At 33.4% G+C, this 23,597-nt stretch carries 25 protein-coding genes and 1 pseudogene; 10 read left to right on the forward strand and 16 right to left on the reverse strand.

Annotation, left to right across the window (positions count from 1 at the left end; all coding sequences use genetic code 11):
- Positions 1–148 precede the first annotated feature (148 nt).
- The 3 genes from V6246_RS11385 to V6246_RS11395 all read left to right on the forward strand — a co-directional run bounded on the left by V6246_RS11385 (position 149) and on the right by V6246_RS11395 (position 4,494).
- Complete coding sequence (locus V6246_RS11385; protein ID WP_341560629.1) at positions 149–1,699, forward strand: DUF4301 family protein; 1,551 nt, start codon at positions 149–151, stop codon at positions 1,697–1,699.
- 1 nt (position 1,700) lies between these two features.
- On the forward strand, positions 1,701–2,108 hold the full coding sequence (gene arfB / locus V6246_RS11390; RefSeq protein WP_341560630.1) for an alternative ribosome rescue aminoacyl-tRNA hydrolase ArfB: 408 nt from the start codon (positions 1,701–1,703) through the stop codon (positions 2,106–2,108).
- 250 nt (positions 2,109–2,358) lie between these two features.
- Entirely contained in the window at positions 2,359–4,494 is a 2,136-nt protein-coding gene (locus V6246_RS11395) for a TonB-dependent receptor (protein WP_341560631.1), read from the forward strand.
- A 55-nt stretch (positions 4,495–4,549) separates the two neighbouring features.
- Here V6246_RS11395 and V6246_RS11400 read toward each other — a convergent pair whose 3' ends face one another.
- Positions 4,550–4,987: a hypothetical protein gene (locus tag V6246_RS11400; protein ID WP_341560632.1), complete on the reverse strand. Its 438-nt coding sequence runs from the start codon at positions 4,985–4,987 to the stop codon at positions 4,550–4,552.
- A gap of 172 nt (positions 4,988–5,159) precedes the next feature.
- Here V6246_RS11400 and greA point away from each other — a divergent pair, with 172 nt between their 5' ends.
- Together greA and V6246_RS11410 are read left to right on the forward strand one after the other, a co-directional pair.
- The gene (gene greA, locus V6246_RS11405) at positions 5,160–5,633 is read left to right on the forward strand and encodes a transcription elongation factor GreA (protein WP_159019013.1); all 474 of its coding nucleotides are present in this window, start codon (positions 5,160–5,162) and stop codon (positions 5,631–5,633) included.
- A 73-nt stretch (positions 5,634–5,706) separates the two neighbouring features.
- The gene (locus V6246_RS11410; RefSeq protein ID WP_341560633.1) at positions 5,707–6,096 is read left to right on the forward strand and encodes an HIT family protein; all 390 of its coding nucleotides are present in this window, start codon (positions 5,707–5,709) and stop codon (positions 6,094–6,096) included.
- Here the strand turns inward: V6246_RS11410 and V6246_RS11415 are convergent.
- Both V6246_RS11415 and V6246_RS11420 read right to left on the reverse strand, forming a co-directional pair.
- Entirely contained in the window at positions 6,080–6,451 is a 372-nt protein-coding gene (locus tag V6246_RS11415) for a hypothetical protein (RefSeq protein WP_159019014.1), read from the reverse strand. The genes V6246_RS11410 and V6246_RS11415 overlap by 17 nt on opposite strands.
- Positions 6,435–7,601, reverse strand: coding sequence for a sensor histidine kinase (locus tag V6246_RS11420; protein WP_341560634.1), 1,167 nt, complete (start codon positions 7,599–7,601; stop codon positions 6,435–6,437). The genes V6246_RS11415 and V6246_RS11420 overlap by 17 nt, the downstream gene beginning before the upstream one ends.
- 120 nt (positions 7,602–7,721) lie before the next feature.
- Here V6246_RS11420 and V6246_RS11425 point away from each other — a divergent pair, with 120 nt between their 5' ends.
- The 3 genes from V6246_RS11425 (at position 7,722) to aat (ending at position 9,783) form a co-directional block, all read left to right on the forward strand.
- Entirely contained in the window at positions 7,722–8,591 is an 870-nt protein-coding gene (locus V6246_RS11425; RefSeq protein ID WP_341560635.1) for a flavin reductase family protein, read from the forward strand.
- A 43-nt stretch (positions 8,592–8,634) separates the two neighbouring features.
- On the forward strand, positions 8,635–9,012 hold the full coding sequence (locus V6246_RS11430) for a DUF3127 domain-containing protein (RefSeq protein ID WP_042497659.1): 378 nt from the start codon (positions 8,635–8,637) through the stop codon (positions 9,010–9,012).
- A gap of 147 nt (positions 9,013–9,159) precedes the next feature.
- Positions 9,160–9,783, forward strand: coding sequence for a leucyl/phenylalanyl-tRNA--protein transferase (gene aat, locus V6246_RS11435; RefSeq protein ID WP_341560636.1), 624 nt, complete (start codon positions 9,160–9,162; stop codon positions 9,781–9,783).
- A gap of 254 nt (positions 9,784–10,037) precedes the next feature.
- Here the strand turns inward: aat and V6246_RS11440 are convergent, their stop codons facing one another.
- The 9 genes from V6246_RS11440 to V6246_RS11480 all read right to left on the reverse strand — a co-directional run bounded on the left by V6246_RS11440 (position 10,038) and on the right by V6246_RS11480 (position 18,934).
- Positions 10,038–11,531, reverse strand: a complete 1,494-nt coding sequence (locus V6246_RS11440; protein ID WP_341560637.1) for a M48 family metallopeptidase — start codon at positions 11,529–11,531, stop codon at positions 10,038–10,040.
- 6 nt (positions 11,532–11,537) lie between these two features.
- Positions 11,538–12,710, reverse strand: coding sequence for a DUF6882 domain-containing protein (locus V6246_RS11445; protein ID WP_341560638.1), 1,173 nt, complete (start codon positions 12,708–12,710; stop codon positions 11,538–11,540).
- Between the two features lie 32 nt (positions 12,711–12,742).
- A complete protein-coding gene (locus V6246_RS11450) occupies positions 12,743–13,399 on the reverse strand; it encodes a hypothetical protein (protein ID WP_341560639.1) in 657 nt (218 codons plus the stop codon).
- Between the two features lie 14 nt (positions 13,400–13,413).
- Positions 13,414–14,385 (reverse strand): hypothetical protein, encoded by a 972-nt coding sequence (locus V6246_RS11455; RefSeq protein ID WP_159019020.1) that lies wholly within the window; start codon positions 14,383–14,385, stop codon positions 13,414–13,416.
- A 43-nt stretch (positions 14,386–14,428) separates the two neighbouring features.
- Positions 14,429–14,839 (reverse strand): hypothetical protein, encoded by a 411-nt coding sequence (locus V6246_RS11460; RefSeq protein WP_341560640.1) that lies wholly within the window; start codon positions 14,837–14,839, stop codon positions 14,429–14,431.
- A 106-nt stretch (positions 14,840–14,945) separates the two neighbouring features.
- Positions 14,946–15,683 carry a LytR/AlgR family response regulator transcription factor gene (locus V6246_RS11465; protein ID WP_341560641.1) on the reverse strand — a complete coding sequence of 246 codons (738 nt, stop codon included), beginning with the start codon at positions 15,681–15,683 and terminating at the stop codon, positions 14,946–14,948.
- Positions 15,683–17,530 (reverse strand): tetratricopeptide repeat-containing sensor histidine kinase, encoded by a 1,848-nt coding sequence (locus V6246_RS11470; protein WP_341560642.1) that lies wholly within the window; start codon positions 17,528–17,530, stop codon positions 15,683–15,685. The genes V6246_RS11465 and V6246_RS11470 overlap by 1 nt, the downstream gene beginning before the upstream one ends.
- 122 nt (positions 17,531–17,652) lie before the next feature.
- The gene (locus V6246_RS11475) at positions 17,653–18,315 is read right to left on the reverse strand and encodes a DUF2490 domain-containing protein (protein ID WP_341560643.1); all 663 of its coding nucleotides are present in this window, start codon (positions 18,313–18,315) and stop codon (positions 17,653–17,655) included.
- A gap of 55 nt (positions 18,316–18,370) precedes the next feature.
- A complete protein-coding gene (locus tag V6246_RS11480; RefSeq protein ID WP_341560644.1) occupies positions 18,371–18,934 on the reverse strand; it encodes a DNA-3-methyladenine glycosylase I in 564 nt (187 codons plus the stop codon).
- Between the two features lie 168 nt (positions 18,935–19,102).
- Between V6246_RS11480 and V6246_RS11485 the strand changes: the two genes are divergently transcribed.
- Positions 19,103–19,723: a thioredoxin family protein gene (locus tag V6246_RS11485; protein WP_341560645.1), complete on the forward strand. Its 621-nt coding sequence runs from the start codon at positions 19,103–19,105 to the stop codon at positions 19,721–19,723.
- Here the strand turns inward: V6246_RS11485 and V6246_RS11490 are convergent.
- Genes V6246_RS11490 through uppP form a run of 3 tightly spaced genes read right to left on the reverse strand, consistent with a single transcriptional unit; the run spans position 19,720 to position 21,977 of the window.
- Complete coding sequence (locus V6246_RS11490; protein WP_341560646.1) at positions 19,720–20,436, reverse strand: hypothetical protein; 717 nt, start codon at positions 20,434–20,436, stop codon at positions 19,720–19,722. The two genes, V6246_RS11485 and V6246_RS11490, sit on opposite strands and share 4 nt — an antisense overlap.
- Positions 20,437–20,488: 52 nt before the next feature.
- Complete coding sequence (gene truB, locus V6246_RS11495) at positions 20,489–21,181, reverse strand: tRNA pseudouridine(55) synthase TruB (protein ID WP_341560647.1); 693 nt, start codon at positions 21,179–21,181, stop codon at positions 20,489–20,491.
- A 1-nt stretch (position 21,182) separates the two neighbouring features.
- Positions 21,183–21,977 carry an undecaprenyl-diphosphatase UppP gene (gene uppP / locus V6246_RS11500; RefSeq protein ID WP_341560648.1) on the reverse strand — a complete coding sequence of 265 codons (795 nt, stop codon included), beginning with the start codon at positions 21,975–21,977 and terminating at the stop codon, positions 21,183–21,185.
- Between the two features lie 203 nt (positions 21,978–22,180).
- On the opposite strand from uppP, the pseudogene V6246_RS11505 reads away from it, so the two are divergent.
- Positions 22,181–23,233 (forward strand): annotated as a pseudogene (locus tag V6246_RS11505) (glycerate kinase); the annotation flags it as partial.
- 77 nt (positions 23,234–23,310) lie between these two features.
- Here the strand turns inward: V6246_RS11505 and V6246_RS11510 are convergent.
- Positions 23,311–23,565, reverse strand: a complete 255-nt coding sequence (locus V6246_RS11510; RefSeq protein WP_042497616.1) for a DUF3098 domain-containing protein — start codon at positions 23,563–23,565, stop codon at positions 23,311–23,313.
- Positions 23,566–23,597 lie beyond the last annotated feature (32 nt).

Here is a 23,597-nt window from a genome sequence, read left to right on the forward strand (position 1 = left end):
CATGAAAAATCAGAGAAAAGGTATGAAGTGTTTAACGCTTTTTAAAATAAAAAAATAATTAATAAACGACCATATGTGTTGTTGAAAGACGATAAATAAAACGTCTCGAAATAGCCATTTAAGCATATAGATCAATATTAAAAAAGAAATGATGTTTTCTGAACAAGATATTATACAGATTAAAAATAAAGGCATAACCGAAAAACAAGTTGAAGGACAGGTTTCTCGAATAAAAAACGGGATGTCTTATTCCAACTTAATTGCGGCAGCAAACATTGGAACAGGTATTGAAAGTTATTCCGCTGAAGAAACTCGTGATTTTATTGCTGGTTTTGAAGCGAAGAAAAACGATTTAAATATCGTAAAATTTGTTCCTGCTTCTGGTGCGGCAACACGAATGTTTAAATTCTTATTTCAGTTTTTAAAAAAATACGATCCTAATAGAGAATCTATTGAAGCTTATATCGAAAACACGAATGATACTTTAATTCATACGTTTGTTGCCGGTATTAGGCAATTTCCTTTTTATAATGAGGTTTTAGGGCAAATTAAATCTGTAAAAGCGAATGTAGAAAGTTTATCTACCGGAGAGCTTTGTTTAGAGTTTGTAAAAGCAATGCTTGATGAGTCTGGCTTAAATTACAGCTTTTTTCCAAAAGGTTTATTGCCATTTCATACTTATGAAACCGGTGTTGTAACAGCTTTTGAGGAGCATTTAATGGAGTCTACGCTATATGCATCGTCTAATAATAAAGCTAATTTACATTTTACGGTTTCTGAGAAGCATCATAAATATTTCAATACAGAGCTCGATAAAATTAAGAGTGCTTTAGAAGAAAAAACAAATACATCTTTTAATGTTTCCTTTTCATATCAAAAAGAAGAAACAGAAACATTAGCCTTAACAACAGCTAATGAAATTTATAGAAATGATGATGGTTCTATATTGTTTAGACCAGCAGGTCATGGTGCATTATTAGAAAACTTAAATGATTTAGATAGTGATATCCTTTTTATAAAAAACATCGATAATATTGTTGTTTTTGAGAAGAATAAAGAAGTTTCGGAATATAAAAAAATGCTTGCGGGTGTTTTAGTTGAAGTGCAAGAGCGTGCTTTTAAATTCTTAGAAGAGTTAGATAAAGATGAAGTTTCAGAAGCAGATTTGCTTGCTATAGCAATGTATGTTTCTAAAAAGATGAATGTGTCTTTAGTTGATGATTTTGATGATTTAGCTTCCGAAGAAAAGAAAAATTACTTAAAGAGTAAGTTAAATAGACCTATTCGTGTTTGCGGTATGGTTAAAAATGAAGGCGAACCTGGTGGTGGCCCGTTTTGGGTAAAAGATTATAATGGTGAAGTGTCTTTACAAATTGTAGAGTTTGCTCAAATTGATATAGCTAATGAGGCGCAAGCTAAAATTGTAGAAAACGCTACACATTTTAATCCAACCGACTTGGTTTGTGGTGTTAAAGACTATAAAGGTGAAAAATTTGATTTATTAGATTTTGTAGATCCTGAAGCTGCTTTTATTACCATGAAAACACAAAACGGAACCGATATTCAGGCGTTAGAACTTCCTGGTTTATGGAATGGAAGTATGGCCGATTGGGTTACTATTTTTGTAGAGGTGCCATTGCATACGTTTAGCCCTGTTAAAACGGTTAACGATTTATTAAAGCTGGAACACCAGGGGTAATATGTTTAGTGAAGCCGCGTTAATTCAAGAATTACAATTTAAAGCAGTAAGAAGTTCGGGTGCGGGCGGGCAACATGTAAATAAGGTGTCTTCTAAAATTGAACTTAGTTTCGATTTGGCGAATTCGTTGGTGTTTACCGAAAACCAAAAAGAGCGTTTGTTAGTTAAATTAAAGCATCGATTAACTAATAACGGGGTGCTTTTAATGCAATGTGGTGAAAGTAGAAGTCAGCATAAAAATAAAGACCTTATTATAAAACGGTTTTTTGCGCTTATAAAAGCATCGCTTGCGGTTCCTAAAAAACGTATTCGAACCAAAATTCCAAAATCAGTAATTAGAAAACGATTAAAAAACAAAAAGAACCTTTCTGATAAAAAAGCGAATAGACGTAAGCCAAATTTAGATTAGAAAAAGAATTATTTCATTCTGCACGGTTAATTCTAAATTCTTAATTACTTTTGCAGCGTTCTCAAAAAAGGGGTGCCTAATATCGGCTGAGATCATACCCATTGAACCTAGAACAGGTAATGCTGTTTAGGAAATGTTACATCATGCAAATGTTGTAAATAGTTATGCTAAGCTTGGCTTAGTATTTCGAAAACTAATTAATTTTTAAAGAATAATGACCTCTTTTTATTCGATTATAAATATAGTCGTAATGAAAAATATGTTTCTTTTTTTAGCACTTTTTGTGTTATCAATTTGTGCTAATGCGCAACAAAATCCAGTACAACAAGATTCTACTAAAACAGAAACTCTCGATGAGGTTTTGGTAAATGCAGTGCGTGTAAATGCCGATTCGCCAATTACACACTCTAATCTTTCTAAAGAGCAACTTGCAAAACGTAATTTGGGGCAAGATATCCCTACGCTTCTTAATTTTTTACCATCTGTAGTTACTACAAGTGATGCTGGTGCTGGCGTAGGTTACACGAGTATTCGTGTGCGTGGTACCGATGGAACACGCGTTAATGTTACTATTAACGGGATTCCTTATAATGATCCTGAAAGTCAAGGCACATTTTTTGTAAATCTAGGCGATTTTGCATCGTCTACAGAGAGTTTACAGTTGCAGCGTGGTGTTGGTACATCAACTAATGGTTCTGGTGCTTTTGGAGCGAGTTTAAACCTTTTAACTGATGCGTATTCTGATGAAGCTTCAGGTGAAATTTCTAATAGTTTTGGGAGTTTTGGGACCCGAAAGCATACCGTGAAATTAAGTACAGGATTGTTAAATGATCATTTTGAGATTTCTGGTCGTTTTTCAAAATTAAATTCTGATGGTTATGTAGATCGTGCTTTTACTGATCTAAAATCTTACTTTTTACAAGGAATTTATAAAGACGGCAATACATTAATAAAAGCGTTAACTTTTGGGAATGAAGAGCGTACTTACCAAGCTTGGTATGGTTTATCTGCCGATGAGCTTAAAGAAAATCGAAGACAAAACCCATATACTTACGATAATGAAACCGATAATTACTGGCAAGATCATTACCAGTTGCACTGGAATGAGCGCTTTGATAATAACTGGTCTACAAACTTAGGTTTAAACTACACCAAAGGAAAAGGGTATTTTGAGCAGTATAAAACAGAAGAATCTGCGGCCGATTTTAATAATTTAATTGAAGAAGATTCCGATGTTATTGTGCGTCGTTGGTTAGATAATAATTTTTATGTTGTTAATGCCAATGTTACTTACAAGAATAATGCAGTTGAGGTGATTACAGGATTGTCATACAGTTCTTATGATGGTGATCATTTTGGAGAAGTTATTTGGGGTAGTGATTTAGCTGCAAACGCAAATATTAGAGATCATTACTATGATGGTGATGCTACTAAAAACGATTTTAGTGTTTTCTCTAAAGCAACCGTTAAGTTAAGTGAACAACTTATTGGTTTTGTTGATTTACAAGGTCGTTTTGTTGATTATAAAACAAACGGATTAAATTCTGATAGAGTTGACTTTACTACCGATGCTAATTTTAGTTTTTTCAATCCTAAAGTTGGGTTAACCTATAAGAATTCTCAGTTTAGCAGTTTTTATACCTCTTTTGCTGTAGCGAATAGAGAACCAAATCGCGATGATTTTGAAGCAGGAGTTACCAAAAACGAAACACTTAGAGATATTGAGTTAGGGTGGCGTTTTAATAAAAATAAAGTAAGTGTAAATTCTAATTTATACTACATGTTTTATAAAAACCAATTGGTTTTAACAGGTGAGTTGGATGATGTTGGAAGCCCAATAAGAGCAACTAGCGGAAAAAGTTACCGTTTAGGTTTGGAGGTTGATGCGAATATTCAATTTAATAAAATGTTTAGTATAGCTACTAATTTTGCATTGAGTACAAATAAAAACAAGAATTTCAATTCGTCTATAAATGGTGAAGTTGTAGATTTAGGAAGCACAAATATTTCGTTTTCACCGGAAGTTGTTATTGGGAACGCTATTAATTTTTCACCTGTAGAAAATTTACAATTATCACTTTTAAGTAAGTTTGTTGGTGAACAGTATATGGGAAATATTGATAATGAAGATTCTGTTTTAGGCGATTATTTTGTAAACGACATTAGTATAAACTATCTTATAAAAACGAACAAAATATTTAAGTCGATTACTTTATCTGCTTTAGCAAACAACGTACTAAATAGAAAATATGTATCTAACGGCTATTTTGGCTCTTATGATTATGATGATTCTGGAAGCCAAACAGGGACAAGTACAGGTTATTACGCTGGATACTATCCGCAAGCAACGTCGAACTTTTTAGTAGGCGCTACATTAAAATTTTAAATATTCTTTATTTGAAATAGCATAAAAAAAAGCGACTCCTTCGAGTCGCTTTTTTTTAGTTGTTATATATTCTGATTAAAGATCCTGAAACCTCTACACGGTATCGGATTAATGGATAAGTGCCCGTAGTGCCTTCCATTTTAATACCATTCAGTAAATCATAGGAGTTGCCGTCGTCGCAATCACAAGTAGCAATAATGCCGTTAACACTTAAAGTGGAACAACTGCTTAATTGGTGGTTTGGGTCGGTAAGTTCAAAGGCGTTATAGTTGTCTCCACCGGCATAATAAAGTACCACACCATTAATGCCATATGGGCTTTGTAAAATAATGGAATTTGCCGCAAATTTTAGTTGGCTGTATTCGGGTAAGTTGGTGTTTATTAAGCTTCCAGTGTTAAAGCTGTAGTTAGGTAAGTACGGGTTTTCGGTTACCGTATCCGAGCTACAACATGTTAAAAAAATAATGCAAAAAAGTGATAATAATAATTTCATTTTTTAACTAAAAATTTGATTTGCAATTTACAACAAAAAGCAAATTGAGTTATTTATTTTGTATATTTGTTTTCGAATCTCGTGTGAACGGGATTTTTTTATTCCGAATGCTTTAATAAATGTTATTAAATCGTATTTCGGAATCTTTTTTTATTAAGTAAACGACGAAGTTATGAGTAAAGTATCTTACTATACACCTGAAGGACTAAAAAGATTAAGAGGAGAGCTTAAGCAATTAAAAGATGTAGAACGTGTAAAAGCTTCTAGAGCTATTGCAGAGGCTAGAGATAAAGGCGATTTAAGTGAAAATGCCGAATATGATGCAGCGAAAGAAGCTCAAGGGATGTTAGAAATGCGAATTTCTAAGCTTGAGGATGCTTTGGCTGGTGCACGTGTTATTGACGAATCGCAGATGGATAATACTAAAATTTTGGTGTTATCTAAGGTGAAAATAAAAAATCAAACCAATGGTATGGAAATGAATTATACTTTGGTTGCAGATGGTGAAGCAGATTTAGCTACCGGAAAAATATCGGTAAACTCACCTATTGGAAAAGGTTTATTAGGTAAATCGGTTGGAGATGTTGCCGAAATTCAAGTACCAAATGGTGTTATGAAGTTCGATATTATTGAAATTTCTAGATAGAAAATCCTCATGTTCTATTTCCGCGAAAGCGAGAATCTAAAAAAAATAAAGACACATATAAAAAATACAAACTATGGTATCTATTTTTACTAAAATTATAAACGGAGATATTCCATGTTACAAAGTAGCAGAGACCGAAGATTTTTTAGCGTTTTTAGATGTTAATCCAAATGCAAAAGGGCATACGCTTTGTATACCTAAGCAAGAGGTTGATAAAATTTTTGATTTAGATGAAGCGACTTATAATGGTTTAATGTCTTTTTCAAGAAAGGTAGCCTTAGCTCTTGAAAAGTCGGTGCCATGTAAACGTATTGGTGTTTCTGTAATTGGTTTAGAAGTGCCACATGCACATGTGCATTTAATTCCGTTACAATCTATGGAAGATGCCCGTTTTATTCAGAAACAAAAGTTATCTACAGAAGAATTTGTTGCTTTAGCCGAAGCTATTAAGGCAAATTTATAATCTTATTGTAAATTAGAAGTGTAACAATTACCGCTACAATCGCCACACCAAGTAGTGCGAAAATAAGGTAAGCTGGTTTTTTAAATTGACGTGATGTTTTTTTTGGAATAAAAGCTCTTTTTTGATATTCGAAAACACGCTCAATATGCTCATCCCATTGTACAGGGTAAATTATAGAATCGCAAGTTTTGCAGAATAGCACATGTTTAATGTCGTCGGTAATACGTTTGTAAAATGTGGTTTCAATAAAGCGCTGTTTAAAGGTGAGTTGCATGCCGTCGTTACTATAACATTCAGGACAGTAGTTTTTTAAAACAACTTCTTTTACGGTAATAAGCTTATCTTGTTTCGTCATGAGAAGCGCGTTTTAGGGTGATTAGAAACGTAGTGCCTACACCTTTTTCCGATTGTAATACTTTTATTTTTCCGTTATGGAAATCTTCAATAATACGTTTGGTAAGCGATAGCCCTAAACCCCAACCGCGTTTTTTTGTAGTGTAACCAGGTTCAAAAACTTTATTATAGTCTTTTTTAGCAATACCCTTTCCGGTATCGGTTATGCTTATTTTAACTTGCAGTTCTAATTGGGAAATTTCAATTTTAAGTTTACCACGGCCCTTCATGGCATCAATGGCATTTTTAACTAGATTTTCTATGGTCCAGCTGTAAAGTTGTTTGTTTAAGTTTACAGGAATTGGGTCTACAGGTGTTTTTATTTCGAACTCTATTAATTTGGATGATCGTGATTTTAAATAATCAAAAGATTCTAAGGTTTCTTTAATTATATCTGCTGGTTCTAAAGTTGGTAAAGAGCCAATTTTACTAAAACGCTCGGTTATGGTTTGTAATCTGTCTATATCTTTTTCAATTTCAAGAATATAATCGGGATCTACATTTTCAGTTTTTAAAATTTCAGTCCAACCAATTAAAGAGGATAGGGGTGTGCCAATTTGATGTGCGGTTTCTTTAGCCATGCCAGACCACAATTTGTTTTGTACAGCATTTTTATTACTGCTGTAAAAAAAGTAAATCACTGCCGAAAACAGAAAAATAATAAGCAATAATGCTAGTGGATAATATTTTAGTTTATTCAGTAAAGGCGAATTGCCGTAGTAAATGGTGCTAACAATAGTGCTGCCCATTTTTACGTGTTTTGGCGTGTTTTCTTCTTTAAATTTAGCTATTAATTTTTGAACATAAATGGAGTCGGTAATCTTTGTTTCGTCAATATTATTATAACTGCCAAGGCTGCCATCTTCATTAATAACAAGCATTGGTGTGGTTTTGTTACTGCTTAAAATTTTAAGGGTAAGTTCTAAATCGCCATTGGTTTCATCGTTTATAAAATCGGTTTGAGCAAACGACCAATTTTCCATTTTTATACTTTCCTCCTTTTTAAAATGCTGGAAAAACTCGTAGGTGTTCCACAGAATTAGGGAGACAATAATGAATGATGTCGCTATCATTACCCAACGGAATGCGGCATTATATTTGGTGAAAATCATGTTATTATTAATTATCAAGTAATATAATGCAAATCTGTTAATATTATTGTTCAAAGTTGTTAGTAAATCTGTTTTTAGTTCCAAAAGAGAATAGTTACCTTTGTCGAAATTAAAAACTTAATGGTATCTATAGACCCTAAAAGTGTTCCAACAAGTAAATTGCATAGCTATTTGTTAAGTGCCGTAGCGCCCAGACCAATAGCATTTGCAAGCACTCTGGATGCAGAAGGGAAGCCTAATTTGTCACCATTTAGTTTTTTTAATGTGTTTAGCGCAAAGCCGCCAATATTAATTTTTTCGCCTGCCAGACGTGTTAGAGATAATACAGAAAAGCATACGTTGCTAAATATTGAGGCAACAAAAGAGGTGGTAATTAATGTGGTTAATTTTGATTTAGTACATCAAATGTCATTATCGAGTACGGAGTATGCCGATGGTGTTAACGAATTTGATAAAGCTGGGTTAACCATGTTGAAATCTGATATTGTGAAGCCATTTCGAGTAGCCGAATCGCCTATACAGATAGAATGTAAGGTGAATGAGGTTATTAGGTTAGGGCATGAAGGTGGAGCTGGTAATTTGGTGATTTGTGAGGTTGTTAAATTGCATATTGATGATGCTGTTTTAAATGAAGATGATACCATAAACCAAGAAAAACTAGATTTAGTTGCCAGAGCAGGTGGTAGTTATTATAGCCGAGCTAAAGCTGGTTTTTTTGAAATACCAAAACCTATTGCAACTAAAGGGATTGGAGTGGATAGTTTTCCTGATGCGATTAAAAAAAGTATGATTTTAACAGGAAACGATTTAGGTATGTTGGGTAATGTGGAAGCTTTGCCAACAGCTGAAAGTGTTGATGCTTTTATTAGTAATTTAGAGACGAGTGCTCTAAATATTAATGCAGCAACAGACGAGCAAAAACATAAACTAGCTCAAGATTATTTGGGTTTAGGTGATGTTGAAAATGCTTGGAAAATATTACTGTCTTAAATAAAGGCATTTTAATTTTACGAATACTAATAAATTATATAAAATGGAAGTTCAAGGAAGAGTAAAAATGGTTGGAGAAACTCAAACGTTCGGTGGAAATGGGTTTAGAAAAAGAGAGATTGTAGTGACAACAGAAGAGCAATATCCACAACACATTATGGTGGAATTTGTACAAGATAAAACAGATTTATTAAATAGTTATAAAGAAGGCCAACAAGTTAAAATTAGCATTAACTTACGTGGTAGAGAATGGGTTAATCCACAAGGAGAAACTAAATATTTTAACTCAATTCAAGGTTGGAGAATTGAAGCAGTACAAGCAGAAGCTTCTGGAGCAGGTATGCCAGCTGTACCACCAGCAGATGCTTTTGAACCAGCAGGAGATTTAAAAGAAGAAGATCACGACGATTTACCTTTCTAAATAAAAATTTTTGCATATCCACGTTGTTGGATTTCAAATAAAAAAACCTCAATATTTTACTTAAAATGTTGAGGTTTTTTATTTTTACAATTAATAGAATCTCTTTTGGTTTGTTTAAAGAGGTTTGTGTTTTATAACAATTATTAAATGTATTATTTAAACGAAAACATACAATTTCCCGATGTCTCGGAAGCGTCTCCCGAAGGTGTACTTGCTATTGGTGGCGATTTATCTGCAGAGCGCTTAATATTGGCTTATAAGACGGGTGTATTTCCTTGGTTTGATGATGCCGAGCCTATTGTATGGTGGTCTCCAGATCCGCGTTTTGTTTTGTTTCCAGAGAAACTTAAAGTTTCTAAAAGTATGCGGCAGGTTTTAAGAAATTCCGATTTTGAAGTTACCGTAAATAAAGACTTTAAAGCCGTAATTACCGAATGTGCCAAAATGAAACGAGATGGCCAAGCTGGCACTTGGATTACACAACACATGATTGATGCTTACATAGAACTGCATAATCAAGGTTACGCAAAATCTATTGAGGTTTGGCAGAATGATAAACTTGTAGCCGGACTTTATGGTGTTGATTTAAAAAATGGCGTGTTTTGTGGAGAAAGTATGTTTACCAAAGTTAGCAATGCTAGTAAAGTTGGTTTTATTACGTTTATACAGCACACTAATTACAAATTAATAGATTGCCAAGTATATACTAACCATTTAGAAAGTTTAGGTGCAGAAGAAGTTGATCGAGAGGTTTTTCTATCATTTTTATAATTAGTAAGAAATCTTAATAACCGATTTTGAGAGGTTAACTAAATTTGGATTTGGATATTTAACTGGTAAAATATTTTTGTTTCTGGTGTTTGCTCTAGTTGCCTATTTCATCCGGAAAAAGAATGTTAAGGCTACTGCTTAAAAAACGAATAGCTTTTTTTATTCAGTGTTATACAAAAAAAAAGGCAGTAAATTAAATTACTACCTTTTATTGTGGAAAAACGTTTTGAGGATTCACATCCTTAAAACACTAACTAATTTACACCTTGAGCATCGCTAATAACACGATCTATAAAATCGGTGTTAATATATAATAGCCTTGCCAAATTGTGTAAAACATTAATTTCGCTATCATCTATTTCTCCATCGGCATACGATATAATAGATAAATCTCTAAGAATATTTAGTTTTTGCATTACAGATAGTACAATATCCAAATCTTTGGTAAGTTGTTTTACCTCGTCTATCATTTCATCTTCTGTAAGACCTTTGATAGTCATCATACAATTGGCGAAAATTTTAGGAGCAACAATACTACTTAATGCTTGTATTTCAGAATCGTCTACAACGCCATCTGCATTCGAAATTAAGTAACCACTTAAGAACATTAATCGTTGAATTTTTTCAGAATGTTCGCTTTCATCATCTAGGTTTTCAGGTTCCATTAACGACATAATACGTTTAATTTCAACCTCCATGGCTTCCTCTGTAATTTCACCGGTAATGTTCGGGTTAAATTTAGCATAGGTTTCACTTTTGTTAAAAAGCTCCAAAGCCTTAATTCGTAAAGGACTAAATGGATGACTGCTATACCAATCGGAAGGATCGTGATTGGCATCGTTTAAAACTTCTTCGAGATCTAAAAATTGTTCGATGTAAGCATTAAGTTGAAAATCTAAAGAATCTGTAGTAACTCCAGAAGATAACTTGAAGAATGTACGACCTACAGCTTCAAAATCTTGACAGCATAATAACCCGGCTCTATCTGCGCTTATTTCTGCATTTCTATTCCATGCATATAATTTCATGGCGTGTATTGGCGCTAAGTGGTTCTCACCTTCATCTAAAATTTGACGTACTGGATAATCAAAATGTTCGAAAAGTACATGTCCGATTTCGTGACCAACAACAAAAATTAATTCTTCTTTAGAAAAACGTTCTAAAATACCTGAAGATAAAATAATGTATAATTTATTATCGTCTGGCGGATAGCACGATGCGTTAAAGATGTCGCTTTGGTATACAAAAAACTCAATGTCAGCTTTTAATTTTAGAGTGTTTTTACAATGCTCTCCTATTTCGTGAAGCATTGGTGCCAAGGTTTTTGTAAGCCTTAAACTCGATTTTAATAAATGTTTTCTAGACTTAAACTTACCACTGTTTTCGTTTACACGTTTTAAAGTGTCTTGTATTAATTCGTCTTTTTGAAATTCAATAACAAAGTCTCTATCTCCATCATAAACCAGTAAGTTTAAATCGATGTTCGCACGGTTGTTAGTATAGATTTGTGGCTCGTTATCTGCCACAGCTTTATGGTTTAAAGCATTAATTTCTTCAATGCGTTTGGTGTATTCTTGAGCTAGCTCTGTTGTTATATTTTGAAATTCAACACTGGCTTCTTGTATTTTACTGTGATCTCCTGAAGTTTGTGCTTCATTTAAATCTGCCATCATTTTTTCTTGAGCTGTATTTAAAGCTGCTTGATGTTCTTTTTCTAGATCCGAAATAGTTTCTGATGTATAAGTCATAATATATTAAGCTTGAACTGTTATTTTAGAATTAGAAATTTTCATGAGTCTTCCTTTTAAATCAAAAATCCCAAGAATTTGATCAGCATCTTTTTTAGCAACAATATTATTTCCTGGTAGTTCTACTTCGTAACCTTTTGCTTTTAAGTAAAAGTATAAGCTGTATTTATGTGGAAACTTATAGCTTGCTGCAACTTGTGTAAAGTGAGAACAAATTAAAGCAGGTGCAGTTCTGGCCTTGTCATCGGCTTCTTTAGAGGTAATAGTAACATAAACGGTTAAGCCTTTAAAAGTTAATGGTACGTAGCAACTCTCTTTTAGCATAGAAGACGCTATAGTTGAAAAATAAGCACCTGGATCGGAGTCTAATTCTGTTTTAGGATTTATTAAATCGTCTATTTGGTAAGCTTCACCTATAGCTTTCATGGCTAAAGCTGTTTGTGTAAATTTTTCAGGAATGCCACTTTGCGTATTTGCCCATGCCCATAACCAGCTTTTTTCGTTTTCAGCATAAGTTCCTATTACTTGAATGTCAAAAACCTGATTGTCTCCATAAGTTAATTTGCCTTCAAGCATATCGCAGCTCCAGCCTAAACCTTCTACCATTTCACTAAAAATTTCTTGTTTTTCTAGAGAAAGCACAAGCGACTGGTTGTACAATTCTTGTATTGTCATTTTGTTAGGAGCTTCTGTTGCTTCTTGTTTCTTTTCGGTTGCAGGAGGAGAAGTTTCTGTAGTTGTTGCTTCAGGAGTTCCTTCTGCAAATTCTTCTAGTTTATCTTCTAATAAAGAGATAATACGTGCTGTTCTATCTTCAACCTTATCGGCATTAATAACTGGGCTGTGGTTTATTCTTAGAATACCATCTTCAAAAGTAATGGCACGTTCTATATTATGCTCGTCGTTTTCGTTTACAATAACCACTTCTTTTAACCCGGCTTGTAAAAGTTCTACACCCATCGTGTCTACGCAAATAGCTTTAAAAGCTTCTATTAATGGTAGAAAATATATTTTTGGAAATGTATCGTTGTATATATGAGAAAAGCGATCTTCCATAAGGGTGTTCCATGAAATATTTAAAGGTACAGTGTAACCTGCAGCTGTGTTAATTTCAGTTTCTAATGCTGGAAAAAGGTCGTTTTGAAAGGCTTGGATAATTCTTTTTTCTTTAAGTCCCATAATTTTATTTTTTAAGAGTGTATTTAATTTTTTTATAATATTTGAAGAAGCTTTTCTTCTAAAGTGTCGGCTAGATTTTCAGGCAAAGCCTTATCTATAGCTAGAGATATGGTTAATGTTTTAGATTGTATTTTAAGCTGAAGTGTTTCTGTTTGTTCGAATACAATGGTATCGAGTACTTGATAAGCTTCCTCGCCTAGAGCATCTGTGGTGATGTTGTTTACAGCCTTTTGCAATGCGGTAAATACATCTTGAACATTCAATCTATTATTTAATTCTTTTAAATTTAGCGTGTCTATTTTTAAATCATTTATTTGATTTCCTAACAACAATTTTTCATTGTTCAACCAGCGTTTAAGTTGTAAAACAGTCAATTCTTGATTGGCAGATGATAAAGGCCTACTGATAGCGCCTTTAGATAATTCTACAACCATTTTTTTAGGTTGTTTTACCGTTACAACAGTAATGTCGTGTATGTTGAAAAATGATACGTTATCGTTTTCTGAAAGTATACAAACCGATTTTTGATGCTTGTTTTCTTCTGAAATATCTAGAAGCGTACCTTCCATGTAACTGCCGTTGGTTAAAGAAATAGCTATTAAAATTGGTTCTTCTTTTTTTAAAATAGATTGCAGGATATCCTCGGGCGTTTGGGCTACAAACGCTTTATAATAAGATGGTTTTTCCATGATGTAAGTTGGTGTTATGGGTGTTCTATAAGAAATTGATAATCTTCTGGTAATTGATCCATAAGCGAATAGAAGATACCGTCTCTAGGAGTGGTTTTGTAGTCGTAATATTTTAAGGTTTTCATGTCTAGGTTTGGGTAGTTCATTTTTACCATGTACACGCCTACTGCTTCCGTTATGTGTCTGTTTCCTTCAGCTTCTTTTAAGGGCTCGTGTTTTTCAAAAGCGATATAGAAACTGTTTAATTTAGATTGGTTTACCCATATGCGATTTAAATAAATAGGAGAATCTGGTTTAGCGAATTCTTGTTTTATCACACGGTCAATATGTTCTGCCTTTTTAGATCCAGCATTATTTGCAACAATAGCATTGGAGTAATACCTGTACGTTAGGTTGCTGTCGTTATAAGTATTTGGCTTTACTATAAGTTCATAAAAACCTTTCTTTTCGTCTTTCAATTTGAAATCTACATGTGCTTCTTGAGTCCATGTGTTTGGGTAATCTTGCAAAACGTAACGTATTTTTCTTGAAAAAGCATCAAAATCCCTTTGCGTTGGTTCCTTTTCTAAAGTGATGCTAATGGTATGGTTAAACACATTTACTTCCATGTCTACAACATCAGCATCCAAAGTTTCGTGCATTTCTTCTCTTAAAACAATTTCTTGTTGTTGATACCGTGTTAACGATTCGATACTTAAGTCGTGTCTGTTGTGTGATGCTATGTATAATGCTTTGTTCTTCGCATTCCAATCAAAGTTTATAACAATATCCGGATTTTCTTTAAGCTTTAATTCTACCCAAAATAAATCGGGATTCATGCTAGCCGCATTAAAATCTCTTTTAAAAGTAAGTACCTCATACTTATCTTTATGGTGCATTTTTAAATAGGCTATTAGCCCTCTTTTTGCTTCAATTCCTGAAACACCGCAACTAACAAGCGATAAAAACAATCCGATTAAAAAAATATAAAAAATAGATTTAGACATATCAATAACTTTTACCAATTAAACAACAGATTAAAACGCTTACTTATAAATTGTTTTCTAATAAATCAACGAGCACTTTAGTGCGTCTATCCACATCGTCCGCATTAATAATTGGGCTATGGTCTAGAGTCAAAATTCCGTTAGAAAAACTAAAGGCGTTACTTGGATTGTGATGATCTTGAGTATTTGTAATGTGTATTTCTTTTAAGCTTTCAGCAAGTGCTTCTTTGCCCATATCGTCGGCAGTGATAGACGTTAAGGCTTCAATAAATGGTAAGAAATAAATTTTTGGGTAAGAGTCGTTGTAAAGGTGTAAAAAACGATCTTCGAATAAGTTTGCCCACTCAATATTTAAAGGTACATCGAAACCTGCCGCTTCAATTATTTGAGCTTTTAATTGTGGAAATTGTTCCTCTTGAAAAGTTTTAGTAAATCGGTTTTCTTTTAATCCCATGATTTTAAATTTTAAGGTTATTTGTTTATTTACCTCAAAACTAAGACTTGGATAGGATGATTTTAAAACCGTTTTACATTTGCCACTTTTCGTTTTGTATTTGCACTTATAGAGTGTCTAAAAGTTGTTTTAGATAAGATTTTTTTCGAGTAGCAACTGGTATTTTTTCGTCGTTTGTTAGGGACACTGTGTTGTTCGCGCTAATTGTTTTTATGTATTTAACGTTTACTAAATGCGATTGGTGTACTCTAACAAAAGTGTGTTCACTTAAAATGTTTTCGTAGTATTTAAGGTTGCGTGCACTCATTATTTTTTTATCGACTGTATGGAAAATGGTGTAACTACCATCGGACTGGCAACGGATAATATCTTTTATTTGAAGAAAATATTGCGCGTCGGCTGTTTTAATTAATAGGGTTTTTTGGTTTTCTTTTTCGTTAATTTCCGAAACCTTATCGATGGCACTTTTATAAACTTGTTCTTTTTTAAAGGCGACCCTAAAACGGTCAATACATTCTGATAATTCCTCAGAATCGATAGGTTTTAATAAGTAATCTATAGTGTCGAATTTAATGGCTTTTATTGCAAACTCATCATAAGCTGTTGTGAAAATTATTTTGAAAGCAATACTATCTAAAGCTTCTAAAATTTGAAACGCATTACCACCAATAAGCTCAATATCCATAAAAACCAAGTCTGGAGTTTGGCTTTTTAAAAAGGCGGTTGCTTCTGTGATGTTATCTATTTTTGCAATAACCTCAATATCTTTTTGAGTGTATTTAATAAGTTTGTCTAATGTATTTAGAGCATTAAACTCATCTTCTATTATAACGGCTTTTATCATTAGAATTTTAATTTAAAAAACACTTTTGTACCAATTGGAGTGTTGTTATTATCAAATAAATCTTCGATAGTAAATGTTTTCTCTTCGCCCTTTTTTCTCATTTTTAATCGTTCTATAAAAATGGATGTAGCGTGTAGCTCTTCGGTTATCTTTTCTTGTTTAGCTTTTGCCGATCGACCTATGCCATTGTCTTGAATTATAAACAATAAGCCTTGCTGTTCTTTTTCAATCTTTAAAAGTAGATTTCCGCCTTCCTTTTTCTCTTTTAAGCCGTATTCTATAGCGTTTTCAACAAAAGGTTGCAGTAACATTGGCGGTACTTTTATTTCAGAAGCATGTATAGAATCTTCAATGTCGATGGTATAGGTAAATATATTATTAAAGCGTAATTGTTGTGTTTCGATATAGTTAGAAATCATGGCGATTTCTTTATCTAGTGTAATAGATTCTTTTCTAACATAGTCGAAATTTTGACGAATAAGTTTAGAAAACTTCGCAATATGATTAGAAGATTTTACGGGATTACCCTCTAAAGTTATATTTTGAATCGCGGCTAAGGTGTTGAATATAAAATGCGGATTCATTTGCACACGCAACAAGCTTTGCTCTAATTTCGAGGCTTTGTTAGCAGCGCGCAACTTGGTGTTGTAAACATAAAATGCGGTTGCTATAAGTAGCATTACAGCCAATAATACAGTACTGATTAAAAGCCATTGGTTTCTAGAGTTTATTTCTTTTTGATGATTAATTTCTGTTTCCTTTTGTTTGACTTCATAATTAACATTAGCAAAATCTAAAAGGCGGTTTTTTTCTAAACGACTTACATCTAATTGTAAACTATCTCTAACTATTTGATTATCGAGAGCCTTTACATAATCGCCAGACATTATAGCTATTGCTATAAGTTTATCGCGTACTTCTATTTCTTCTTTTGCATTATTATTGGTTGCGTAGATCTTTAAAGCCTTGATGTAGTTAACTTCGGCCGAATCGTTCTTTTTAGATAATAAAAACATAGAACCAAGCCCTTTGTAAGGAGCGGCGTTAATTACTTTTATGTTTTTATTTAACTGAATGGCACCTCTCAAAAATGTTTCGGCCATATTATATTCTCCGGCTTCTATATAAGTGTAGCCAATATTATTTAAAACGCTAACTAATGTTTTTGGGTTTCTATTAGACTGGCTTAAGGACATAGCCTCAGAGTAGCTCGTTAGCGCCTTATTGTATTGTTTAAGTTGTAGATAAACACTAGCAACGTTACTCTTTATGGCAATAATAGATGTGGTATCTGTGGTTTTAGAATACAGGCTATCGGTTGCTTTTATATAAGTTAAAGCCTTATCGTAATCTTTCAATTTAAAATGTAAACTAAAAAGCTGATTATAAGCTTTTCCTTCTACACGTTTGTCTCCAATTAATTGCGCTAAATGCAGTGCTTTTAAGGCGTATGCTTGAGATGTTTCTATATCTCCCATGTGCAAAGCAGCACCACTTAGGGTAATTAATGATCGGCTTTCGTTGTACTTATCTTTTAATTCAGAAAATAATGCATATGCTTTTAAGTGCACATTAAATGCTTCGTGGTATTTATCGTTTAGGTATAAGGCTTCTCCTTTTTTAAACAATAACATGGCGCGTTCTAAGGTTGTTAAATCATCATTTATTAATAAGTGATCTAAATCTAAGAGTGATTGTTCAGGCTGTGTTAAAGTTAGCGTGTCGAATGCTGCTAACTGAGTTTTGATATTAGGACGAAGCGTATCTTGCCTAGAACAGGTAGAGAAAAGCATTAAAAAAGAAATGACAAAGCCAAGTTGCCAAAGGCTTTTGTTTTTTACAGTCATAAAAGCAAAAAGGGATATTATTTGGAAAGGTAAAAATAAGCAATCATCAATATTTAATGAAGAAATTCAGTAATATGTTTACCGCTTTAACATATACCTACTCAAACTCGATATGCTGTATTCTAAATGTTTATAACAGCTGTTGTTAAAACAAAAACGTAGTGTTGAGGTTCTATATTAAAAGTTTCCAATCGATGCTCTAAACCTGCTTGTAGTTTTAAAGTATCACTTAGTAGCCAACCAAGTTGGGCTGTAGAGCGTTCGTCTAATTCCAAAGTTGTTTGTTTAGTTAAACTTAATAAACCTTCTAGTGCTCCAATAAAATAAGTATCATTATTTATGGGTAGGTTTAACGAAAAGCGATAGCGTTCTCTAAAAATAGTTTTATTTTTAAAAAAGCGTTGTTCGGCTCTAAGTCTATGACTAAACCGCATATTGGGCTTTTTCTTTTTGTAAGTGAATTGCTGAGTAAAGCGTAACTCGTTGCTACCACTATCAAAGGGGTTTCTTGTTCTGTAGTAAATACCTAAACTTAAATCGTGACGTTTATCTAGTCTTAATTTTGAAAAGTGATAGAGGTCGACTTGTTGTTGGTTGTATTTTAATTGTTCCTCTTTATAAAGAAAATATCGAGATCTTAGCGTAAAATTGATTCCGTAAGTATCGGAAACCTTTTTATTTAAGCCAAAACTTGTTTCTCCTAAAGCGCTAAAATGTTCTTGAGAAAAAGCTTCAAAATTTATAAATATGAAAGTTAAAAGGAGGAGTGTTTTAATATGGGGCATGCTTAAAATTTGGAGATTCTTTTCTTAATAAAAATAATAAAAACGATGTTTAAAATTAAACTTCCGAGTACCTAAAACATTTTGTTTCGTGGTCGTTAACCATTCCTGTAGCCTGCATATGTGCATAAACAACCGTACTACCCACAAATTTAAAACCACGCTTTTTTAAATCTTTACTTAAGGCATCACTAAGTGGTGTGTTTGGTGGTGCATTTTTGTAAATATCAATACTGTTTTTAATAGGTTTACCATCTACAAATTCCCAAATGTATTTACTAAAACTCCCAAATTCTTCCTGAATTTTTAAAAAGGCTTGAGCATTTGTAACGGTAGCTTTAACTTTTAATTTATTACGAATTATGCCAGCATCTAAAAGTAAATCGTCCATTTTATCTTGACTGTATGTTGCAATTTTTTTATAGTCGAAATTATCAAAAGCTTTCCTGAAGTTTTCTCTTTTTCGTAATATGGTAATCCAACTTAATCCTGCTTGGAAAGTTTCTAAAATTAAAAATTCAAAAAGTGTAGCATCATCATAAACGGGAACACCCCATTCTTCGTCGTGGTAAGATTCATATAAAGCATCGCCCTCGCACCATCCGCATCGGTGTTTTGTCATTATTATTGTAATTTTAAAGGTTTAAGTTTTTCATCATTCTGCCTTATCCGCATCCTTAAAATTTTAAACCTATTTAAAATAGTGTAAGTTTTGTAATTAAAACATGACAAAAGTCAGCATAAATCAAGGTACAAGATACTAATTTTGTATAAGTTAAAAAAGAATATTATGAGTAACTCAATTATAAATTCCGGATTAAAAAACAGTGTAACTTACCAAGCTTACAGAGATTTGGTTAAAAACCTGGTAGAAGAAAATGCAAGTACAGGCCCTGTGCAAAATGAAGATTTGGCTAACTATACAAGGCTTAATGATAAGCGTATGAAACGTTGGGACAAAACGATAAAAATTACTGAAGACGATAGAAAACAAATAGAAGCTTTTGATAAAAAATCGACTTGGTTAGTTATTACCGAAAGTTGGTGTGGCGATGCTGCCCATGTTTTACCTGCTATTAATAAAATGGCAGAGTTGAATGATAATATTGATATGAAAGTGGTGCTTCGTGATGAAAATCCAGAGCTTATCGATGCGTTTTTAACTAATGGTGGACGTGCTATTCCTAAAGTTATCATGATTGATGATGCTACAGGTGAAGTTTTAAACACCTTTGGACCAAGACCAAGTGAAGCAACTAATTTAGTGAATAGATTTAAAGCTGAAAATGGTGGCTTAACACCAGAGTTTAAAGAAGATTTACAACACTGGTATAATAAAGATAAAGGACAAAATATTATTAAGGATGTCGCTAAAATACTTACGGAAGTAAGCTCAATTACTGTTGCTTAATGCTTCCCTACGAAATTAAAAGTAATACTTCCAATTTGAGATGCCTTGGAACCATCGCTACTAAATCTCGATTTTTTAGCGTATTCCAAGGCATGTTTGATTAAACAATCGTTCGATGAGTTGGACGATCTGTTTAAATATGCATCGGTAACATTTCCGCTAGAATTTACTTTAATATTTACAACTACCTTACCATCAACTTCACATAGATAAACAGGAATAGGGATGTAGATTTTTTCGCGATTAGAAAGTGAAAAACTTATGGTGCTTTTTGAGTTATTAGCTTCGTCTTTTTGTTTTTTAAGTAAGTCGTTTACTTTATTGAAAGATGATAGCTGGTCTTTATCAAGTTTAGAGTCTATAGCTTCATATTTTTTAATGTATGATTCATCAGCACTTTCCTCGTTACTTTGGCTTTGCGGTACATAATCTTCGGGTGGTGCAACCGTTGTATAAGCTTGCGCAAAATGTTTGCTCTTTTGCGTTTCATTAAAGGCGGAATTAGTCTCTGCTTTAGTTTTATTAAGCTTTTCGAGCGCTTCAAGTGTTTTAACGTCTTCTATAGTAAGTTCTTTTTCGGGTTCTAGTTCGTAGTAACTTTCGGCAGCTAATTCATTCTGTAGTTTAAGGCCCATATTGAATATAGTAAGCACTACGGTTCCTGAAATTAGGAGCGTAATAAGTAGGGCTTTATGTTGATCTGTTAGGTTCAAATCGATGGGTTTAATAGCAAATGTTTAATAAATATACGCAAAAGTATTGATACTAGACTTTTAAGGATGCAATGAAGTCTTCGATAGATTCTCCCTTTGCAACATTGAAGTCACCAATTTTGGTTCTGCGCAATGCCGATAAATGAGCGCCAGATTGCAATGCTTTTCCAAAGTCGTGAGCCAGAGAGCGTATATAAGTTCCTTTGCTGCAAACAATTCTGAAATCAATATTTAAACCATCAATTTTTGTAATTTCAAATTCAGAAACTTGCACTTTTCTCGATTTAATTTCAACCGTTTCTCCTGCACGAGCGTACTCGTATAGGCGTTTTCCGTCTTTTTTTAATGCTGAAAATATAGGAGGGAATTGCTCAATATCACCTGTAAATTGTGCAGTAGTACTGTGTATTAAATCTTCGGTAATATGTGTGGTTTCAAAGGTTTCGTTTATCTCGGTTTCTAAATCGTAAGATGGCGTAGTGCCACCTAAAACAAATGTACCTGTGTATTCTTTTATTTGACCTTGAAAGGTGTCAATTTGTTTAGTCATCTTTCCGGTGCAAATCACCAATAAACCTGTGGCCAAAGGATCTAAAGTGCCGGCATGACCAACTTTTATTTTTTTTATGTTGAAAGCTTGACGTATTTCCCAACGTAGTTTATTCACCACCTGAAAAGAAGTCCAGTTTAGAGGTTTATCAATTAATAGTACTTCTCCCGCTTGGTAATCGTCAACAGTTTTCATCTTAATTTAATAAAGCGTAAATAATAGCAATAACTCCTACCGCTAAGCAATAGATAGCAAAATATGATAATTTACTTTTCTTCACTAAAGAAATCATCCAAGTACAAGCAAATAACCCAGCAACAAATGCAGCTACAAAACCAATGGAAAGCGCAGTGAAGTTTCCGCTATCATAAGTTAAATCACCACTTAAAAGGTCTTTTGCTATTTTTCCAAAAATTAAAGGCACAACCATTAAAAATGAAAAACGAGCCGCTTTTGTTTTATCGTTTCCTAATAAAACCGATGTGGAAATTGTTGCTCCAGAACGTGAAATACCTGGTAACATGGCAATAGCTTGAGATATACCAATAATAAATGCGTTTTTAAAAGTTACGTTTTTGTCGGTGTCTTTAGCTTTATCGGCTAAGTATAATAAAATAGCGGTTACAATAAGCATGCAACCTACTAGTAAAATATTGCCTCCAAAAAGAGATTCTAATTGTTTTTCAAAAAACAAACCAACAATAACCGCTGGAATCATGGAAACTGCAATTTTAGAAATAAACTGTAAATCTTCGTTCCATTCAAATTTTAGAGCGCCTTTTATCAAGCTTAGAATATCTTTTCTAAAAATAACAATAGTACTTAGTGCTGTTGCAAAGTGAAGTACTACGGTAAAAAGTAAACTTTCTTCTGGAACCGAATGATCGCCCAAAATGGCCTTTCCTAGTTCTAAATGTCCACTTGACGAAACGGGTAAAAATTCGGTAAGTCCCTGAATAATACCGAGTATAATTGCATCTATTATTTCCATGGCGCAAAAATATTAAAATTGAGGTACTAAAGGGGTAATCTTTTATAAATTTTAAACTTTAAAAGTGGAAATACCAGGTTGGGTCATTATTTCGTATCTTTTATACTTCTATCTTTTTAGTAAAAGTAAAGGTTATGAAAATTGTACTCGCACCCGATAAATTTAAAAATTCTTTAACCGGTATGTAGTTTTGTCAAGCTGTTGAGGCTGGTATTCATGCTGTAAATCCAGGCATTGATATTTTAAAATTGCCACTTGCCGACGGTGGAGATGGTACTATTGAGGTGGTTAATTTTTATTTAAATGGACAGGTTGTTGAGGTGGATGTTAGTAATCCGTTTTTTGAACATATAAAAGCGAATTATCTCTATGCTGAAGCGTCTAAAACAGCTTTTATTGAAATGGCTGAAGCTTCGGGTTTAAAACTTCTAAAACGTAAAGATTTCGATTGTAAAAATGCCACCACACTCGGTACAGGAGATATGATTTTGGATGCTTTAAATAAAGGCGCTAGAACTATTATTTTAGGTATTGGAGGTAGTGCAACCAATGATTGTGGTATTGGTATGGCAACAGCTTTAGGCTATCGTTTTTTAGATGAAAAAGGAAAGGAAGTTGTACCAACAGGATTTAATTTATTAAATATTACGTCTATTGATGCTACCAATGTGCATCCTAATATTAGCGAAGTTAATTTTAAAATAGCCTGCGATGTTACCAATCCGTTGTACGGAGAAGATGGTGCGGCTTATATTTATGCAACTCAAAAAGGAGCCAAGGCGCGCGATGTTATTTTATTGGACGATGGCTTAAAATCTTTTGCTAAAATATTACAATCTGTTTTTGGTGTAGATGTTCAAAGCATTCAAGGTGCAGGTGCTGCCGGCGGCATGGGTATTGCTTCAAAAGTGTTTTTGAATGGTACTTTAGAGCGTGGTATTGAGCTTATAAAAGACTTGGCTCAGTTTGATGAGCAATTGCATGATGCCGATTGGATTATTACAGGAGAAGGCAAGCTAGATACACAAACCATGTCTGGAAAAACAATACAAGGCGTGCTATCTTCCGCGAAAGCGAAACAAATAAAAGTCGCTGCCTTTTGTGGATCTATAGATTTAGAAAATGAGAACGCTAAAGATTTCGGAATAGAATATACCGATGCCGTTATTAAGTATTCTAAAAATTTAAATGATGCTATGAAAAATAGCTATGGCTATGTAGAAAAAATAGCGACTACATTTGCTAAACAATTATAAAAGTGTGTTTGCTTTCGAAGGGCTAGTCATTTCGACGCAAGAAGAAATTGCATAAGAGTAAGTTAATCTAACTCGTCTTACTTTTTATTCGGATTTAATAAAATGGCATAAACCTGAAAACCAAACCCAATAAGAATAAGCATTGGTGCCAAACGGATACGTCTCCAGCTAAAAATTTCTGGATTAAAAACTGCAGGATCGTCACTGCCACCACCAGACATTAAAATAAAACCAAGAGCAATAATTGCTAAACCAATAAACATGAATTTATAGTTTTTCTTGCCAAATACAAAGGTGGCTTTTGTTGCTTCTTTTTGTTTTTTATTTTCCATAGTGTTTGTAAGTCATGCAAATTAACAGAATT

Source organism: Algibacter sp. TI.3.09 (genome assembly GCF_038154905.1).
Classification (GTDB): Bacteria; Bacteroidota; Bacteroidia; order Flavobacteriales; family Flavobacteriaceae; genus Algibacter.

Excerpts from the sequence above, each read along its gene's own strand:
- V6246_RS11430 (WP_042497659.1), top strand. The coding sequence starts at position 8,635 with ATGGAAGTTCAAGGAAGAGTAAAAATGGTTGGAGAAACTCAAACGTTC.
- V6246_RS11465 (WP_341560641.1), bottom strand. The coding sequence starts at position 15,683 with ATGATAAAAGCCGTTATAATAGAAGATGAGTTTAATGCTCTAAATACA.
- V6246_RS11480 (WP_341560644.1), bottom strand. The coding sequence starts at position 18,934 with ATGACAAAACACCGATGCGGATGGTGCGAGGGCGATGCTTTATATGAA.
- V6246_RS11450 (WP_341560639.1), bottom strand. The coding sequence starts at position 13,399 with ATGGAAAAACCATCTTATTATAAAGCGTTTGTAGCCCAAACGCCCGAG.
- V6246_RS11420 (WP_341560634.1), bottom strand. The coding sequence starts at position 7,601 with ATGATTTTCACCAAATATAATGCCGCATTCCGTTGGGTAATGATAGCG.
- V6246_RS11395 (WP_341560631.1), top strand. The coding sequence starts at position 2,359 with ATGAAAAATATGTTTCTTTTTTTAGCACTTTTTGTGTTATCAATTTGT.
- truB (WP_341560647.1), bottom strand. The coding sequence starts at position 21,181 with ATGAAAACTGTTGACGATTACCAAGCGGGAGAAGTACTATTAATTGAT.
- V6246_RS11425 (WP_341560635.1), top strand. The coding sequence starts at position 7,722 with ATGGTATCTATAGACCCTAAAAGTGTTCCAACAAGTAAATTGCATAGC.
- V6246_RS11510 (WP_042497616.1), bottom strand. The coding sequence starts at position 23,565 with ATGGAAAATAAAAAACAAAAAGAAGCAACAAAAGCCACCTTTGTATTT.
- aat (WP_341560636.1), top strand. The coding sequence starts at position 9,160 with ATGTATTATTTAAACGAAAACATACAATTTCCCGATGTCTCGGAAGCG.
- V6246_RS11455 (WP_159019020.1), bottom strand. The coding sequence starts at position 14,385 with ATGTCTAAATCTATTTTTTATATTTTTTTAATCGGATTGTTTTTATCG.
- V6246_RS11410 (WP_341560633.1), top strand. The coding sequence starts at position 5,707 with ATGGTATCTATTTTTACTAAAATTATAAACGGAGATATTCCATGTTAC.
- greA (WP_159019013.1), top strand. The coding sequence starts at position 5,160 with ATGAGTAAAGTATCTTACTATACACCTGAAGGACTAAAAAGATTAAGA.
- V6246_RS11385 (WP_341560629.1), top strand. The coding sequence starts at position 149 with ATGATGTTTTCTGAACAAGATATTATACAGATTAAAAATAAAGGCATA.
- arfB (WP_341560630.1), top strand. The coding sequence starts at position 1,701 with ATGTTTAGTGAAGCCGCGTTAATTCAAGAATTACAATTTAAAGCAGTA.
- V6246_RS11485 (WP_341560645.1), top strand. The coding sequence starts at position 19,103 with ATGAGTAACTCAATTATAAATTCCGGATTAAAAAACAGTGTAACTTAC.
- V6246_RS11415 (WP_159019014.1), bottom strand. The coding sequence starts at position 6,451 with ATGACGAAACAAGATAAGCTTATTACCGTAAAAGAAGTTGTTTTAAAA.
- V6246_RS11440 (WP_341560637.1), bottom strand. The coding sequence starts at position 11,531 with ATGACTTATACATCAGAAACTATTTCGGATCTAGAAAAAGAACATCAA.
- V6246_RS11470 (WP_341560642.1), bottom strand. The coding sequence starts at position 17,530 with ATGACTGTAAAAAACAAAAGCCTTTGGCAACTTGGCTTTGTCATTTCT.
- V6246_RS11445 (WP_341560638.1), bottom strand. The coding sequence starts at position 12,710 with ATGGGACTTAAAGAAAAAAGAATTATCCAAGCCTTTCAAAACGACCTT.
- V6246_RS11475 (WP_341560643.1), bottom strand. The coding sequence starts at position 18,315 with ATGCCCCATATTAAAACACTCCTCCTTTTAACTTTCATATTTATAAAT.
- V6246_RS11460 (WP_341560640.1), bottom strand. The coding sequence starts at position 14,839 with ATGGGATTAAAAGAAAACCGATTTACTAAAACTTTTCAAGAGGAACAA.
- V6246_RS11400 (WP_341560632.1), bottom strand. The coding sequence starts at position 4,987 with ATGAAATTATTATTATCACTTTTTTGCATTATTTTTTTAACATGTTGT.
- uppP (WP_341560648.1), bottom strand. The coding sequence starts at position 21,977 with ATGGAAATAATAGATGCAATTATACTCGGTATTATTCAGGGACTTACC.